Origin of the sequence: Pseudomonas sp. 58(2021), from assembly GCF_017491585.1 — a bacterium.
Classification (GTDB): domain Bacteria; phylum Pseudomonadota; class Gammaproteobacteria; order Pseudomonadales; family Pseudomonadaceae; genus Aquipseudomonas; species Aquipseudomonas fluorescens_BT.
In genome coordinates this window covers 1-16,298 of record NZ_JAFGYZ010000004.1, presented here as the reverse complement: position 1 = coordinate 16,298, position 16,298 = coordinate 1, and the positions used below count along the sequence as shown (strand labels likewise).

The 16,298-nt window shown below is 55.6% G+C and carries 12 protein-coding genes, 4 tRNA genes and 1 rRNA gene; all 17 read right to left on the bottom strand.

The features are described from left to right. Positions 1 to 166: 166 nt before the first annotated feature. Positions 167 to 4,366 (bottom strand): DNA-directed RNA polymerase subunit beta', encoded by a 4,200-nt coding sequence (rpoC, locus tag J5M72_RS05440; protein ID WP_169432134.1) that lies wholly within the window; start codon positions 4,364 to 4,366, stop codon positions 167 to 169. Positions 4,367 to 4,429: 63 nt separating this feature from the next. Next, positions 4,430 to 8,503, bottom strand: a complete 4,074-nt coding sequence (gene rpoB / locus J5M72_RS05435; RefSeq protein WP_169432135.1) for a DNA-directed RNA polymerase subunit beta — start codon at positions 8,501 to 8,503, stop codon at positions 4,430 to 4,432. A gap of 221 nt (positions 8,504 to 8,724) precedes the next feature. Continuing rightward, positions 8,725 to 9,090 (bottom strand): 50S ribosomal protein L7/L12, encoded by a 366-nt coding sequence (rplL, locus tag J5M72_RS05430; RefSeq protein ID WP_007957596.1) that lies wholly within the window; start codon positions 9,088 to 9,090, stop codon positions 8,725 to 8,727. Between the two features lie 79 nt (positions 9,091 to 9,169). Beyond that, a complete protein-coding gene (rplJ, locus tag J5M72_RS05425) occupies positions 9,170 to 9,670 on the bottom strand; it encodes a 50S ribosomal protein L10 (RefSeq protein ID WP_169432136.1) in 501 nt (166 codons plus the stop codon). A gap of 198 nt (positions 9,671 to 9,868) precedes the next feature. Beyond that, on the bottom strand, positions 9,869 to 10,564 hold the full coding sequence (gene rplA / locus J5M72_RS05420) for a 50S ribosomal protein L1 (RefSeq protein ID WP_207864542.1): 696 nt from the start codon (positions 10,562 to 10,564) through the stop codon (positions 9,869 to 9,871). Next, positions 10,564 to 10,995: a 50S ribosomal protein L11 gene (rplK, locus tag J5M72_RS05415; RefSeq protein WP_003228756.1), complete on the bottom strand. Its 432-nt coding sequence runs from the start codon at positions 10,993 to 10,995 to the stop codon at positions 10,564 to 10,566. Before rplK ends, rplA begins: the two co-directional genes overlap by 1 nt. A 117-nt stretch (positions 10,996 to 11,112) precedes the next feature. Then, positions 11,113 to 11,646 carry a transcription termination/antitermination protein NusG gene (nusG, locus tag J5M72_RS05410; protein ID WP_007957598.1) on the bottom strand — a complete coding sequence of 178 codons (534 nt, stop codon included), beginning with the start codon at positions 11,644 to 11,646 and terminating at the stop codon, positions 11,113 to 11,115. A gap of 9 nt (positions 11,647 to 11,655) precedes the next feature. Then, positions 11,656 to 12,024, bottom strand: coding sequence for a preprotein translocase subunit SecE (gene secE / locus J5M72_RS05405; protein ID WP_007916493.1), 369 nt, complete (start codon positions 12,022 to 12,024; stop codon positions 11,656 to 11,658). A gap of 45 nt (positions 12,025 to 12,069) precedes the next feature. Further along, a tRNA-Trp gene (locus tag J5M72_RS05400) sits at positions 12,070 to 12,145 on the bottom strand. Between the two features lie 53 nt (positions 12,146 to 12,198). Then, a complete protein-coding gene (gene tuf, locus J5M72_RS05395) occupies positions 12,199 to 13,392 on the bottom strand; it encodes an elongation factor Tu (protein WP_010220303.1) in 1,194 nt (397 codons plus the stop codon). 84 nt (positions 13,393 to 13,476) lie between these two features. Next, positions 13,477 to 13,552 (bottom strand) — tRNA-Thr (locus tag J5M72_RS05390). A 26-nt stretch (positions 13,553 to 13,578) separates the two neighbouring features. Beyond that, positions 13,579 to 13,652, bottom strand: a tRNA-Gly gene (locus tag J5M72_RS05385). Positions 13,653 to 13,677: 25 nt separating this feature from the next. Then, positions 13,678 to 13,762 (bottom strand) — tRNA-Tyr (locus J5M72_RS05380). Between the two features lie 142 nt (positions 13,763 to 13,904). Continuing rightward, on the bottom strand, positions 13,905 to 14,342 hold the full coding sequence (locus tag J5M72_RS05375) for a hypothetical protein (protein WP_169432137.1): 438 nt from the start codon (positions 14,340 to 14,342) through the stop codon (positions 13,905 to 13,907). A gap of 7 nt (positions 14,343 to 14,349) precedes the next feature. After that, complete coding sequence (locus J5M72_RS05370) at positions 14,350 to 15,099, bottom strand: pantothenate kinase (RefSeq protein WP_207864540.1); 750 nt, start codon at positions 15,097 to 15,099, stop codon at positions 14,350 to 14,352. Further along, entirely contained in the window at positions 15,089 to 16,042 is a 954-nt protein-coding gene (gene birA, locus J5M72_RS05365) for a bifunctional biotin--[acetyl-CoA-carboxylase] ligase/biotin operon repressor BirA (RefSeq protein WP_169432139.1), read from the bottom strand. The genes J5M72_RS05370 and birA overlap by 11 nt, the downstream gene beginning before the upstream one ends. 131 nt (positions 16,043 to 16,173) lie before the next feature. Continuing rightward, positions 16,174 to 16,289 (bottom strand): 5S ribosomal RNA (gene rrf / locus J5M72_RS05360). Positions 16,290 to 16,298 lie beyond the last annotated feature (9 nt).

Genomic DNA, 16,298 nt, shown 5'->3' with positions numbered 1-16,298 from the left:
AAAATGGCAGGAACGGATTCCCGCCAAATTTAGGGGATCAAGAGTCTAAAGAGGATCTTGCCCCCAGTCAAGGCAAGGCCCCGACCTCCCCGCTCGTCGAACCTCGACAAATTGTCTCGATTCGATGAACGGCGCGATCAGGGCCTCAGCTCATTTATCGCAGAACTCAGTTACCGCTCGAGTTCAGCGCTTCGGTCAGTGCAGCTTCCACTTCACTGGCGCTTACGCGCAACGGTTTGTCTGCATCACGACGACGCTTGCGCTCGCTGTGATAAGCCAGACCGGTACCGGCCGGGATCAGACGACCCACGACCACGTTTTCCTTCAGGCCGCGCAGGTAATCGCGCTTGCCGGTTACGGCCGCTTCGGTCAGTACACGGGTGGTTTCCTGGAAGGAAGCCGCCGAGATGAACGACTCGGTCGACAACGACGCCTTGGTGATACCCAGCAGAACGCGGGTGAACTTGGCGACAAACTTGTCTTCCGCGTTCAGACGCTCGTTCTCTACCAGCACGTGAGTCAGTTCCATCTGGTCGCCCTTGATGAAGCTGGAATCGCCGGATTCGGAGATCTCAACCTTACGCAGCATCTGACGCAGAATGGTCTCGATGTGCTTGTCGTTGATCTTCACGCCTTGCAGACGGTAAACGTCCTGGATCTCGTTCACGATGTACTTGGCCAGCGCGCTAACACCCAACAAACGCAGGATGTCGTGCGGATCGCTCGGACCGTCGGAGATAACTTCGCCGCGGTTTACCTGTTCGCCTTCGAACACGTTCAGGTGACGCCACTTCGGAATCAGCTCTTCGTACGGATCGCTACCGTCGTTCGGGGTGATGACCAGACGGCGCTTGCCCTTGGTCTCTTTACCGAACGCGATGGTGCCGCTGACTTCAGCCAGAATCGACGCCTCTTTCGGACGACGGGCTTCGAACAGGTCGGCAACACGCGGCAGACCACCGGTGATGTCACGAGTCTTCGAAGTTTCCTGCGGGATACGAGCGATAACATCACCGATCGCAATCTTCGCACCGTCCGCAACGCCGACCAGGGCGTTGGCTGGCAGGAAGTACTGAGCAATAACGTCAGTGCCTGGCAGCAACAGATCCTTGCCGTTGTCATCGACCATCTTCACAGCAGGACGAATGTCTTTGCCGGCAGCCGGACGATCTTTCGGATCAAGTACTTCAATGTTGGTCATACCGGTCAATTCGTCAGTCTGACGCTTGATCGTGATGCCTTCTTCCATGCCCACGTAGGTCACGGTACCTTTCATTTCGGTAACGATCGGGTGAGTGTGCGGATCCCACTTGGCCACGATGGCGCCAGCGTCGACCTTGTCACCTTCTTTAACCGAAATCACGGCACCGTACGGCAGCTTGTAACGCTCGCGCTCACGACCGAAGTCGTCAGCAATCGCCAGCTCACCGGAACGGGACACGGCAACCAGGTTGCCATCCACACGCTCAACGTGCTTCAGGTTGTGCAAACGGACGGTACCGCCATTCTTCACCTGAACGCTGTCGGCTGCGGAAGTACGGCTTGCCGCACCACCGATGTGGAACGTACGCATCGTCAGCTGAGTACCCGGTTCACCGATGGACTGGGCAGCGATTACGCCGACCGACTCACCGATGTTCACCTGGTGACCACGAGCCAGGTCACGGCCGTAGCACTTGGCGCAGATGCCGTAGCGGGTTTCACAGCTGATCGGCGAACGCACGATCACTTCGTCGATGCTGTTCAGCTCGATGAACTCGACCCACTTCTCGTCTACCAGAGTGCCTGCAGGAACGATGACGTCCTCGGTACCCGGCTTGAACACGTCACGGGCAATGACACGACCCAATACGCGCTCACCCAACGGCTCTACAACGTCACCGCCTTCAATGTGCGGAGTCATCAGCAGGCCGTGTTCGGTGCCGCAATCGATCTCGGTCACGACCAGATCCTGCGCCACGTCTACCAGACGACGAGTCAGGTAACCGGAGTTCGCGGTTTTCAACGCGGTATCCGCCAGACCTTTACGAGCACCGTGAGTCGAGATGAAGTACTGGAGTACGCTCAGACCTTCACGGAAGTTCGCAGTAATCGGCGTTTCAATGATGGAACCGTCCGGCTTGGCCATCAGACCACGCATACCGGCCAGCTGACGAATCTGTGCTGCGGAACCCCGCGCACCCGAGTCGGCCATCATGTACATCGAGTTGAACGATTCTTGATCGACTTCGACGCCGTGACGGTCGATGACTTTCTCTTTCGAGAGGTTGGCCATCATCGCCTTGGAGACTTCGTCGTTCGCTTTCGACCAAAGGTCGATCACTTTGTTGTACTTCTCGCCCTGGGTTACCAGGCCGGAGGCGTACTGGCTCTCGATCTCTTTCACTTCGTCGGTGGCTGCACCGATGATGCGGGCTTTTTCATCCGGGATAACGAAGTCGTTAACACCGATGGAAACGCCGGAAATGGTCGAGTAGGCAAAACCGGTGTACATCAACTGGTCGGCAAAGATCACGGTCTCTTTCAGACCAACCACGCGGTAGCACTGGTTGATCAGCTTGGAGATCGCCTTCTTCTTCATCGGCAGGTTGACGACGTCGAACGACAGACCTTTTGGCACAACCTGGAACAGCAGCGCACGACCGACAGTAGTGTCGACGATACGAGTGTTGTTCACGCTGTTGCCGTCACGATCGTTCACGGTTTCGTTGATACGAACCTTGACCTTGGCGTGCAGTGCGGCTTCGCCGGCACGGAACACACGGTCAACTTCCTGCAGATCCGCGAACACACGACCTTCGCCCTTGGCGTTGATCGCTTCGCGAGTCATGTAGTACAGACCCAATACAACGTCCTGCGACGGAACGATGATTGGCTCACCGTTGGCTGGCGACAGAATGTTGTTGGTCGACATCATCAACGCACGCGCTTCGAGCTGGGCTTCCAGCGTCAGCGGTACGTGCACGGCCATTTGGTCGCCGTCGAAGTCGGCGTTGTACGCGGCGCAGACCAGAGGGTGCAGCTGGATAGCCTTGCCTTCGATCAGTACCGGCTCAAACGCCTGGATACCCAGACGGTGAAGGGTTGGTGCACGGTTGAGAAGAACCGGGTGTTCGCGAATCACTTCAGCGAGAACGTCCCAAACTTCCGGCAGCTCACGCTCGACCATTTTCTTGGCCGCTTTGATGGTGGTCGCCAGACCACGCATTTCCAGCTTGCCGAAAATGAACGGTTTGAACAGCTCGAGAGCCATCTTCTTCGGCAGACCGCACTGATGCAGACGCAGGGTCGGACCTACGGTAATTACCGAACGACCGGAGTAGTCAACACGCTTACCGAGCAAGTTCTGACGGAAACGACCTTGCTTACCCTTGATCATGTCAGCCAGGGATTTCAGAGGACGCTTGTTGGAACCGGTGATAGCGCGGCCACGACGACCGTTGTCGAGCAGTGCATCGACAGCTTCCTGCAACATGCGCTTTTCGTTGCGCACGATGATGTCCGGAGCGGACAGATCCAGCAGGCGCTTCAAACGGTTGTTACGGTTGATCACTCGACGATACAAATCGTTGAGGTCGGAAGTCGCGAAACGACCGCCATCCAGCGGAACCAGTGGACGCAGATCCGGCGGCAGAACCGGCAGAACCGTCAGTACCATCCACTCTGGCAGGTTGCCGGAACCCTGGAAGGCTTCCATCAACTTCAGACGCTTGGACAGCTTCTTGATCTTGGTTTCGGAGTTGGTTTGCGGAATTTCTTCACGCAGACGGCCAATCTCGTGTTCCAGGTCGATAGCGTGCAGCAGTTCGCGGACAGCTTCGGCACCCATGCGGGCGTCGAAATCGTCACCGAACTCTTCCAGCGCTTCGAAGTACTGCTCGTCGTTCAGCAGCTGACCTTTTTCAAGAGTGGTCATGCCCGGATCGATAACGACATAGCTCTCGAAGTAGAGAACGCGTTCGATATCACGCAGGGTCATGTCCATCAGCAGGCCGATACGGGACGGCAGCGATTTCAGGAACCAGATGTGGGCAACCGGCGAAGCCAGTTCGATGTGCGCCATGCGCTCACGACGAACCTTGGCCAGTGCAACTTCAACGCCGCACTTCTCGCAGATCACACCACGGTGCTTCAAGCGCTTGTACTTACCGCACAGGCACTCGTAATCCTTTACCGGGCCAAAGATCTTGGCGCAGAACAGACCGTCACGCTCAGGCTTGAACGTACGATAGTTGATGGTTTCCGGCTTTTTAACTTCACCGAACGACCACGAGCGGATCATCTCAGGCGAGGCCAATCCGATACGGATGGCGTCGAACTCTTCGACTTGACCCTGGTTTTTCAGCAAATTCAGTAGGTCTTTCAAGGCCTTTCCTCCTGGCGGAGCAGAGAGCGGGCAATCCTGCCCCGCTCTCGATCGCGTCACGTGTTATTCGGTTTCCAGATCGATATCGATGCCGAGGGAACGAATTTCCTTGATCAACACGTTGAAGGACTCGGGCATGCCCGGCTCCATACGGTGATCGCCGTCCACGATGTTTTTGTACATCTTGGTCCGGCCGTTCACATCGTCCGACTTCACTGTGAGCATTTCTTGCAGAGTGTAAGCAGCACCGTATGCTTCCAGTGCCCAGACCTCCATCTCCCCGAAACGCTGACCACCGAACTGCGCCTTACCACCCAGCGGCTGCTGGGTAACCAGGCTGTACGAACCGGTAGAACGCGCGTGCATCTTGTCGTCTACCAAGTGGTTCAGCTTCAGCATGTACATGTAGCCAACGGTAACTGGACGCTCGAACTTGTTGCCGGTACGACCGTCGGTCAGCTGCATCTGGCCGCTTTCTGGCAGGTCCGCCAGTTTCAGCATGGCCTTGATTTCGCTTTCCTTGGCACCGTCGAACACTGGAGTGGCCATTGGAACGCCGCCACGCAGGTTCTTCGCCAGATCGAGGATTTCCTGATCGGAGAAGCTGTCCAGATCTTCGTTACGACCGCCGATCTGGTTGTAGATCTCGTCCAGGAAGGTGCGCAGTTCGGCGACCTTGCGCTGCTCTTCGACCATCCGGTTGATCTTCTCGCCCAGACCTTTGGCCGCGAGACCCAGGTGGGTTTCAAGGATCTGACCAACGTTCATACGCGAAGGTACGCCCAGCGGGTTGAGGACCACGTCGACCGGGGTGCCATTGGCATCGTGCGGCATGTCTTCAACCGGCATGATCACAGAGACCACACCCTTGTTACCGTGACGACCGGCCATCTTGTCGCCCGGCTGGATGCGACGACGGATTGCCAGGTAAACCTTGACGATCTTCAGCACGCCTGGAGCCAGGTCATCGCCCTGCTGCAGTTTGCGCTTCTTGTCTTCGAACTTGTCGTCCAGCAGACGGCGACGATCAACGATATAGGCCTGAGCCTTCTCGAGCTGCTCGTTCAGAGCATCTTCAGCCATGCGCAGTTTGAACCACTGACCATGCTCAAGACCGTCGAGTACTTCGTCGGTGATGTCCTGACCTTTCTTCAGACCTGCGCCGCCTTCAGCCTTGTGGCCTACCAGAGCGGAACGCAGACGTTCGAAGGTCGCGCCTTCAACGATGCGGAACTCTTCGTTCAGATCCTTGCGGATCTCGTCCAGCTGGGACTTCTCGATCGACAGTGCACGAGCATCACGCTCAACGCCGTCGCGAGTGAAGACCTGCACGTCGATGACCGTACCTTTGGTACCGGTAGGTACGCGCAGGGAAGTGTCTTTAACGTCGCTGGCTTTTTCACCGAAGATCGCACGCAGCAGTTTTTCTTCCGGGGTCAGTTGGGTCTCGCCTTTCGGAGTGACCTTGCCTACCAGGATGTCGCCTGCGCCAACTTCGGCACCTACATAAACGATACCGGCTTCGTCCAGCTTGTTCAGTGCAGCTTCACCCACGTTCGGGATGTCCGCAGTGATTTCCTCTGGGCCAAGCTTGGTGTCACGAGCCACACAGGTCAGTTCCTGGATGTGGATCGTGGTAAAGCGGTCTTCCTGAACCACACGCTCGGACAGGCAGATGGAGTCTTCGAAGTTGAAGCCGTTCCACGCCATGAACGCGATGCGCATGTTCTGACCCAGAGCCAGCTCACCCATGTCGGTGGACGGGCCGTCAGCCATGATGTCACTACGCTGAACGCGATCACCTTTGCTCACCAGCGGACGCTGGTTGATGCAGGTGTTCTGGTTCGAGCGGGTGTACTTGGTCAGGTTGTAGATGTCGACACCAGCTTCACCGGTTTCAACTTCGTCATCGGCAACACGAACCACGATACGGCTGGCATCAACGGAGTCGATCACGCCGCCACGACGAGCCACGACGCAAACGCCGGAGTCGCGAGCCACGTTACGCTCCATGCCGGTACCTACCAGCGGCTTGTCGGCACGCAGGGTTGGTACAGCCTGACGCTGCATGTTCGAACCCATCAACGCACGGTTGGCGTCGTCGTGCTCGAGGAACGGAATCAACGACGCTGCAACCGAAACTACCTGCTTCGGCGAAACGTCCATCAAGGTGACTTCTTCAGGCGCCTTGACGGTGAATTCGTTCAGGTGACGTACGGCTACCAGTTCGTCGACCAGGACTTTCTGCTCGTTCATGGTCGCCGAAGCCTGCGCGATCACGTGATCGGCTTCTTCGATAGCGGACAGGAACACGATATCGTCGGTGACCACACCCTCTTTCACCACACGGTACGGGCTCTCAAGGAAGCCGTACTGGTTGGTACGCGCATAAGCGGCGAGGGAGTTGATCAGACCGATGTTCGGACCTTCCGGCGTTTCAATCGGGCAGACACGACCGTAGTGAGTCGGGTGTACGTCACGGACTTCGAAGCCTGCGCGCTCACGAGTCAGACCGCCAGGGCCGAGTGCGGAGACACGACGCTTGTGGGTGATCTCGGACAGCGGGTTGTTCTGGTCCATGAACTGCGACAGCTGGCTGGAACCGAAGAACTCTTTCACCGCCGCAGCCACCGGCTTGGCGTTGATCAGGTCTTGCGGCATCAGGCCTTCGCTTTCTGCCATCGACAGACGCTCTTTGACCGCACGCTCAACACGTACCAGGCCAACGCGGAACTGGTTCTCGGCCATTTCGCCTACGCAGCGAACACGACGGTTACCCAGGTGGTCGATGTCATCGACGATGCCTTTACCGTTACGGATGTCGACCAGAGTCTTCAGTACCGCGACGATGTCTTCCTTGCACAGCACGCCCGAACCTTCGATCTCGGTACGACCGATACGACGGTTGAACTTCATCCGACCGACCGCAGACAGGTCATAGCGCTCAGGGCTGAAGAACAGGTTGTTGAACAGGGTCTCGGCAGCATCCTTGGTTGGCGGCTCGCCCGGACGCATCATGCGATAGATTTCGACCAGCGCTTCCAATTGGTTGCTGGTGGAGTCGATCTTCAGTGTGTCGGAGATGAACGGACCGCAGTCGATATCGTTGGTATACAGAGTTTCGATACGAACGACACCGGCCTTGGCGACCTTCGCCAGAACTTCAGTGCTCAGTTCGGTGTTGCACTCTGCCAGGATCTCACCGGTAGCCGGGTGCACGATGGCCTTGGCGGTGGTACGACCCAGAACGTAATCCAGAGGCACGTCCAGCTCTTTGATCCCGGCTTTTTCCAGCTGGTTGATGTGGCGGGCAGTAATACGACGACCCTGCTCGACAATCACCTTGCCCTTGTCATCCTGGATATCGAGAACAGCAACTTCACCACGCAGGCGCTGAGGCACCAGCTCCAGGCTCAGGCCTTCGCCTTTCACGTGGAATACGTTGGTGGTGTAGAACGCGTCCAACACTTCTTCGGTGGTATAACCGAGCGCGCGCAGCAGTACCGAGGCCGGCAGCTTGCGACGACGGTCGATACGCACGAATACGCAGTCTTTCGGGTCGAACTCGAAGTCCAGCCACGAACCGCGGTAAGGAATGATGCGCGCGGAGTACAGCAGTTTGCCGGAGCTGTGCGTCTTGCCACGGTCGTGGTCGAAGAACACGCCCGGGGAGCGGTGCAACTGGGAAACGATCACACGCTCGGTACCGTTGATTACGAAGGTACCGTTCTCAGTCATCAATGGGATTTCACCCATGTAGACTTCTTGCTCTTTGATGTCCTTGATCGCTTTGTTCGACGATTCTTTGTCGAAAATGATCAGGCGCACTTTTACCCGCAAAGGTACGGCGAAAGTTACACCGCGCAATACGCATTCTTTGACATCAAATGCCGGTTCGCCCAGGCGATAACCGACGTACTCCAGCGCAGCATTGCCGGAGTAGCTGATGATCGGGAAAACGGATTTGAAGGCCGCATGCAGGCCCACGTCGCGGAACTGATCTTTAGTCGCTCCCGCTTGCAAGAATTCACGATACGAATCCAGCTGGATGGCCAGGAGGTAAGGCACATCCATGACGTCCGGCAACTTGCTAAAGTCCTTGCGGATACGTTTTTTCTCAGTATATGAGTAAGCCATCAGCGTTCCCCAGCTTGGTCACCTGCTTGTTTGGCCCCTCCCGACGGGAGCAGCCAGAAAATCGTGCAAACCCCATGGTTTGCGCCACCGCATCGGGTGGTTACAGCGCCTTTATCAGCACCGACCCAGTCGGCTGCCAATAACGGAAAAAGGCCGGTGGCAAGAGCCACCAGCCATCAGCCTGTCGCTTGACGCTCGGGCTGGAGGAGCAAAGTCGATGCTTACTTCAGCTCGACTTTAGCGCCTGCTTCTTCCAGCTTCTTCTTGGCGTCTTCAGCAGCTTCTTTCGAAACGCCTTCAGCTACAACCTGAGGAGCGCCGTCGACTTTCTCTTTGGCTTCTTTCAGGCCCAGACCGGTCAGCTCACGAACTGCCTTGATCACGTTTACTTTCTTCTCGCCGGCTTCAACCAGAACAACGTTGAACTCGGTTTGCTCTTCAACAACAGCGGCAGCAGCAGCTGGACCAGCAGCAGCAACAGCAGCGGTCACGCCGAAGGTTTCTTCCATTGCTTTGATCAGCTCAACAACTTCCAGAACGGTTTTCTGGCCGATTGCTTCGATGATTTGTTCGTTAGTCAGAGACATGACTCAATTCCTGATTTGGTGGACAGCCTGTACGGCCGTCGAAATAAACAAAAATACGCGAGAGTGGAAACGCTCAGCCTCAGGCTGCAGCTGCTTCTTTCTGATCGCGAATTGCCGCCAGAGTACGAGCCAGCTTGCTGGTAGCGCCTTGAATCACGCTCATCAGTTTCGCAATAGCTTCGTCGCGAGTTGGCAGGCTTGCCAGCACGTCGATCTCATTCGCTGCGAGGAACTTGCCCTCGAACGAAGCTGCCTTGATCTCGAACTTGTCCTGACCCTTGGCAAATTCCTTGAACAGACGAGCAGCAGCGCCCGGGTGTTCGTTGGAGAATGCAATCAGGGTCGGGCCGGTGAACACGTCGTTGAGGACACTGTATTGAGTGTCAGCAACAGCGCGCTTGAGCAGGGTGTTACGTACAACACGTACGTAAACGCCAGCTTCACGAGCCTCTTTACGGAGTCCGGTCATTGCGCCTACTGTTACGCCACGGGCATCAACCACGACAGCGGACAGAGCGACTTTGGCAGCCTCGTTGACTTCAGCGACGATGGCCTTCTTGTCTTCGAGATTAATTGCCACGGGTTTAACTCCTGCTTGTTACCGTTTCATTCGATCGAAACCGAATGTCGTTTTGGTGTCTGATTCGGTAAGGAACCGGGAGCACCATCTGCGTAGGCTTGAGGTTTAAGACTTGCGTCGCCTACGGTCTTGGATAGCCCCCGCCAGGCAGGGACCCCAATCTTTCAATTGGCGCAGTCAACTGCGCCAATTCTTGTCTTACGCGTCCAGCGAGCTCTGGTCGATGACCAGACCTGGGCCCATAGTGGTGCTCAGGGTAACGCGCTTGACGTAGATACCTTTCGAGGAAGCTGGCTTGATACGCTTCAGATCAGCGATCAGGGCTTCAACGTTTTCCTTCAGCTTGACGGCATCGAAGCCGATCTTGCCAACGGAAGTGTGGATGATGCCGTTTTTGTCGGTGCGATAACGAACCTGACCAGCCTTGGCATTTTTAACCGCGGTAGCGACGTCTGGGGTAACAGTGCCGACTTTCGGGTTAGGCATCAGACCACGTGGACCGAGGATCTGACCCAGCTGACCTACAACACGCATGGCATCCGGGGATGCGATCACTACGTCATAGTTCAGGTCGCCGCCTTTCATTTCGGCAGCCAGTTCGTCCATACCTACACGGTCAGCGCCGGCAGCCAGAGCGGCCTCAGCAGCTGGACCCTGGGTGAACACAGCAACGCGAACAGTCTTGCCAGTACCGTGTGGCAGCACAGTAGCGCTACGAACGACCTGGTCGGATTTACGCGGGTCTACGCCCAGGTTTACAGCTAAGTCGAACGACTCGACGAATTTGGCAGCTGGCAGCGAAGCCAGCAGAGTTGCGGCCTCTTCGAAGTTGTAGGACTTGCCCGCTTCGATTTTTTCAGCGATAGCCTTTTGGCGCTTGGTCAGCTTAGCCATTACACACCCTCCACGTTAAGGCCCATGCTACGAGCAGAACCGGCGATAGTGCGCACGGCTGCATCCATATCAGCTGCAGTCAGATCCGCGTTTTTGGTTTTCGCGATTTCTTCCAGCTGAGCACGGGTAACAGTGCCAACCTTAACGGTGTTCGGACGAGCGGAACCGCTGGTCAGACCGGCCGCTTTCTTCAGCAGAACCGAAGCAGGGGTGGATTTGGTTTCGAAAGTGAAGCTACGGTCGCTGTAGACAGTGATGATCACTGGAGTCGGCAGACCAGCTTCCAGACCCTGGGTACGGGCGTTGAAAGCTTTGCAGAATTCCATGATGTTCACGCCGTGCTGACCCAGAGCAGGACCAACAGGTGGGCTTGGGTTAGCCTGAGCGGCCTTCACTTGCAGCTTGATGTAAGCGGTAATCTTCTTGGCCATGAGGCACTCCAATTACGGGTTCGAACGCCTCGAAAGGCTCCCCGGTTACTTGCGCGTTTATCCCAGTGACGACAAAACCCCACAGCCTAGGGCTGCGGGGTTGGGATGCTTGTTCAGCTAGACCTTTTCGACCTGACTGAACTCCAACTCTACCGGAGTAGAGCGTCCGAAAATGAGCACCGCCACTTGGATCCGGCTCTTTTCGTAGTTAACTTCTTCAACAACACCGTTAAAGTCAGCGAACGGGCCGTCATTGACTCGAACGGTTTCGCCTGGCTCGAACAACGTCTTCGGCTTCGGCTTGTCGCTACCGTCAGCAACGCGACGCAGGATCGCCTCTGCTTCTTTATCAGTGATTGGCGCAGGCTTGTCAGCAGTACCGCCGATAAAACCCATCACCCGAGGAGTATCCTTGACCAAGTGCCAAGTACCCTCGTTCATATCCATCTGTACCAGCACATAACCAGGGAAGAACTTGCGTTCGCTTTTGCGCTTCTGGCCATTACGCATCTCAACCACTTCTTCAGTGGGAACCAGAATTTCGCCGAAGCCATCTTCCATGCCAGCCAGCTTTACGCGCTCGATCAACGAACGCATGACATGCTTCTCGTAACCCGAGTAAGCATGCACAACGTACCAACGCTTAGCCACGGGACACCCTTAGCCGACAATCAAGGAAACAAGCCAGCCGAGCAGGGAATCGAGCCCCCACAACAGCAACGCCATAACCAGAACAACAGCCACAACAATAAGCGTGGTCTGCGTGGTTTCTTGGCGAGTTGGCCATACGACTTTACGAATCTCGGTACGAGCTTCCTTAACCAGTACAAAGAAAGACTTGCCCTTGGCAGTCTGCAGGCCTACAAAGGCAGCTACAGCAGCAATGACAAGCAATGCGAGTACACGGTACAGGATCGGCGAAGCAGAGTAATACTGATTGCCTACAACGCCAACCACCACCAAAGCGACCACTACAAGCCACTTGAGCAGATCGAAGCGAGAGCCTTGAGCTTCAGCCTTAGGAGTCATCTATGAAGATCCTGTGAAAAGAAAGCCAGACACACCGAGTGAATCTGGCAGGTCAGGAGGGAATCGAACCCCCAACCTACGGTTTTGGAGACCGTCGCTCTGCCAATTGAGCTACTGACCTAAAACAAAATCAGGCCGACCATTATGCCGGCCCGAAAAATACATTACAACTACTTACTCGATGATTTTGGCTACGACGCCAGCGCCGACGGTACGACCGCCTTCACGGATAGCGAAACGCAGACCGTCTTCCATCGCGATGGTTTTGATCAGGGTAACAGTCATCTGAATGTTGTCACCTGGCATTACCATTTCAACGCCTTCTGGCAGCTCGCAGTTACCGGTCACGTCAGTAGTACGGAAGTAGAACTGCGGACGGTAGCCTTTGAAGAACGGAGTGTGACGACCGCCTTCTTCCTTGCTCAGAACGTAAACTTCTGCGGTGAACTTGGTGTGCGGCTTAACCGAACCCGGCTTAACCAGAACCTGACCACGCTCAACGTCGTCACGCTTGGTACCACGCAGCAGAACGCCGCAGTTCTCACCAGCACGACCTTCGTCCAGCAGCTTGCGGAACATCTCAACACCGGTGCAGGTGGTGGTGGTGGTGTCACGCAGACCAACGATTTCCAGGGCATCTTGAACGCGAACGATACCGCGCTCGATACGACCGGTCACAACAGTACCGCGACCCGAGATCGAGAACACGTCTTCGATTGGCATCAGGAAAGGCTTGTCGATAGCACGCTCTGGCTCTGGGATGTAGCTGTCCAGAGTTTCCACCAGCTTCTTAACAGCAGTGGTGCCCATTTCGTTGTCGTCTTTGCCTTCCAGCGCCATACGAGCCGAACCGATGATGATCGGAGTGTCGTCGCCTGGGAAGTCGTAGGTGGACAGCAGGTCGCGAACTTCCATCTCAACCAGTTCCAGCAGCTCAGCGTCGTCTACCAGGTCTGCCTTGTTCAGGAAAACCACGATGTACGGAACGCCTACCTGACGGGACAGCAGGATGTGCTCACGGGTTTGTGGCATCGGACCATCAGCGGCCGAGCAAACCAGGATCGCGCCGTCCATCTGGGCAGCACCAGTGATCATGTTCTTCACGTAGTCAGCGTGACCTGGGCAGTCAACGTGAGCGTAGTGACGAATGTTCGAGTTGTACTCAACGTGCGCGGTGTTGATGGTGATACCGCGAGCTTTTTCTTCTGGAGCGCTGTCGATCTTGTCGAATTCAACTACGGCCGAACCGAAAACTTCGGAGCAGACGCGAGTCAGAGCAGCGGTCAGAGTGGTTTTACCGTGGTCAACGTGACCGATAGTTCCGACGTTGACGTGCGGTAGGGAACGATCAAATTTTTCCTTAGCCATCGATATCACCCCTAACAGAAGAAATAAGCAAACAACCCTAGCCATTAAAACAAAGGCAGATATTTTCATATCTGCCTTGTTATATGGAGCTCTTGAGCGGATTTGAACCGCTGACCTCACCCTTACCAAGGGTGTGCTCTACCAACTGAGCTACAAGAGCGTAACGCCTTGCACAACCTGCAAACTTGGAGCGGGTAGCGGGAATCGAACCCGCATCATCAGCTTGGAAGGCTGAGGTTCTACCACTAAACTATACCCGCGGAGCCTGCAGCTCACGCTAAAATCTGGTGGAGGGAGAAGGATTCGAACCTTCGAAGTCGTAGACGTCAGATTTACAGTCTGATCCCTTTGGCCGCTCGGGAACCCCTCCTAATCAGGCCGGCATTCTATACTATGCCAACCCCCTGTCAAGCATTTTCTCATTTAAAAACCTGAGGTTAGCTGCATTGACATCGCTCTGCCGCGTTAACCTATTTGGTCTTCGCTGTGGAGCGGGCGCCATTCTATGCAAACTATTCCGCAGGTGCAACCCCCTCGCACAGCATTATTTTGTGTTTTAACTCATTGAATTCCTTGGAAAGGTTTTGCAATTGGACATCCCCCAACAAACGCTGGGTTTCGGACGAAACTCGGAACCAGTACAGCCCCCCGGAAAGCTCTCTGGATACCGGCAACGCCTTCGCCCCAAGTTCTGTCAAACGCTGCTCCAACGCCTGAGCGGAGTCAGGGCGCGCCAAACCACCTATATATAGACACTGCCCGTCGACCTTCCCGCCAGATCGTCTTTCACGCGAAGCATCGCTCGTCTCGCTCAACAAACGAATATCCTGCTGCGAACCCCGATAGAGACTGAGAGGTGTCACATCCTTTGCGCGCAGAGGTGCTTCTTGCTGATGCCAGACGTAATAAAAAATATTGAGTACCAGAAGCAGGAGGAACAACCAACGCATACAAACCTCAGGATAAAGGACACGCCATAGCCAAACCCACGAACACCAGATCGGAGACGACCCGAGCCCCTGGCGCAACATCAGAAACCAGCTCTGCGTCCCCACCAGTGATGAAAACAGTGAAGGAGTCCCCCCAATAGGACCGCGCCATTTCCAGTTGAGTCAAAACGAACCCTCTCAACATCAGCAAACAACCGCGCTCCACTGCTTCAACCGTGTTTCGCCCTGGAGCCTGACTGGCCAATGCCTGCTCCGCAGCTTGATCCCCATAGCGAATCTTGCGCGTGTGCGTACGTAACTGGTTTCGCATCAGCGGCATGCCGGGACAAATGAAGCCCCCCAGATGCTCACCATCCGGCGAAATGAAATCTGCCGTCACTGCAGTTCCGAAATCCAGGACCACACAAGCGCCATTGGCCAAATGAAAACCACCCAGCATAGCCAGCCAGCGATCGAGTCCAAGACGCTCGTAGTCTTCATAACCATTCTTGACACCGGACATCTCACGGGCGGGCGCCGCACAAACAACGGAAATACCGAACTCCCGCTTGAGTAGCGCAATAAGATCACCGGTCTCCTCGTCAGTTCTTACGCTGACAAGGCGACACTTACTCAACGAGAGCTTCACTGGCGAGCGAAGCGCATCAACCAATGCCTTATCAGTGTCAACCACACCCTCAGCGATCAAAGCACCGACTTCAGCGCGCAACACCCGCCATTTGATAAAGCTGTTACCGCAATCGAGCTCAAGAATCATCACGCAACCTCAAGCTGAGCTCACCGCCACTAAAGACTTTTTCCACACCATCAACCTTCAGCCGCAACGCACCCTGATTATCGATACCCAGGACCACACCATCCACCTGAGTGACACCCGCCGTTAGCGAAACTGGCTGTGCTTGCCAGAGATGATTCGCTTCCCACTCTGCCTGAAGCGAAGTAAAACCATCTGACTGATGGCGCTGCAAATAGAGCTGCAACTGCTTGCTCAACTCCACTACCAGATTATTACGATCGCAATTTCGACCCGATTCCAAGCGAACCGAAGTCCACTGCTGATCGACCTCATCAGTGGCCTGCATATTCACGTTGATACCAACCCCCAGCACCACGTGACACACATCTGCCGGATCCCCTACGAGCTCGAGCAGAATCCCGGCGATCTTTTTTCGACCGACGAGAACGTCATTAGGCCATTTCAACCCGGCACCAGAGACCCCAACCGAGCGCAGGGTTTGCATGACAGCGAGCCCCACGACCAGGCTCAAGCCCTCGAGCTGACGCATTCCGCCATCAATGCGCAATACGAGACTGTAATAAAGATTTTCGGCAAATGGGCTGACCCACTTTCGCCCCCTGCGCCCACGCCCGGCAATCTGTCGCTCAGCTAAAACTAGAAAAGGCGCCACTTGGCCACGATCGACCGCGCGTAATGATTCGGCGTTAGTAGAGTCGATTGAGTCAAAGAGGCTGATAGGCCAGCCGGCAAGATTCGCCTCAATTCTGTGCAAATCAAGCAAGGTGAGAGGCGCAGCCAATTGGTAACCCCGACCTCGAACTTTATGTATGGTCAATCCGAGCTCGGCCTCCAAGTGCTGTAGCTGCTTCCAGACTGCACTTCGACTAATACCCAGGGCAACTCCCAGAGCCTGACCAGAATGGAATCGACCATCCTTCAGAAGGTTCAACAACGTCAGCATGCAGGTCTCGCCTCACAATGAGGCCCGAATAATAGCCATGCACCGAGCCGTTGCATAGAAATCAAACAGCCGTTTTTTTGCGGGCAAAACAAAACCCCAACTGCTTTCGCAATTGGGGTTTCGGAATTCAATCTTGACGATGACCTACTCTCACATGGGGAAACCCCACACTACCATCGGCGATGCATCGTTTCACTTCTGAGTTCGGGATGGGATCAGGTGGTTCCAACGCTCTATGGTCGTCAAGAAATTCGGG

Excerpts from the sequence above, each read along its gene's own strand:
- rpoB (WP_169432135.1), bottom strand. The coding sequence starts at position 8,503 with ATGGCTTACTCATATACTGAGAAAAAACGTATCCGCAAGGACTTTAGC.
- J5M72_RS05375 (WP_169432137.1), bottom strand. The coding sequence starts at position 14,342 with ATGCGTTGGTTGTTCCTCCTGCTTCTGGTACTCAATATTTTTTATTAC.
- secE (WP_007916493.1), bottom strand. The coding sequence starts at position 12,024 with ATGACTCCTAAGGCTGAAGCTCAAGGCTCTCGCTTCGATCTGCTCAAG.
- rplA (WP_207864542.1), bottom strand. The coding sequence starts at position 10,564 with ATGGCTAAGCTGACCAAGCGCCAAAAGGCTATCGCTGAAAAAATCGAA.
- J5M72_RS05370 (WP_207864540.1), bottom strand. The coding sequence starts at position 15,099 with ATGATTCTTGAGCTCGATTGCGGTAACAGCTTTATCAAATGGCGGGTG.
- rplK (WP_003228756.1), bottom strand. The coding sequence starts at position 10,995 with ATGGCCAAGAAGATTACCGCTTACATCAAGCTGCAAGTGAAGGCCGCT.
- rplL (WP_007957596.1), bottom strand. The coding sequence starts at position 9,090 with ATGTCTCTGACTAACGAACAAATCATCGAAGCAATCGGCCAGAAAACC.
- birA (WP_169432139.1), bottom strand. The coding sequence starts at position 16,042 with ATGCTGACGTTGTTGAACCTTCTGAAGGATGGTCGATTCCATTCTGGT.
- tuf (WP_010220303.1), bottom strand. The coding sequence starts at position 13,392 with ATGGCTAAGGAAAAATTTGATCGTTCCCTACCGCACGTCAACGTCGGA.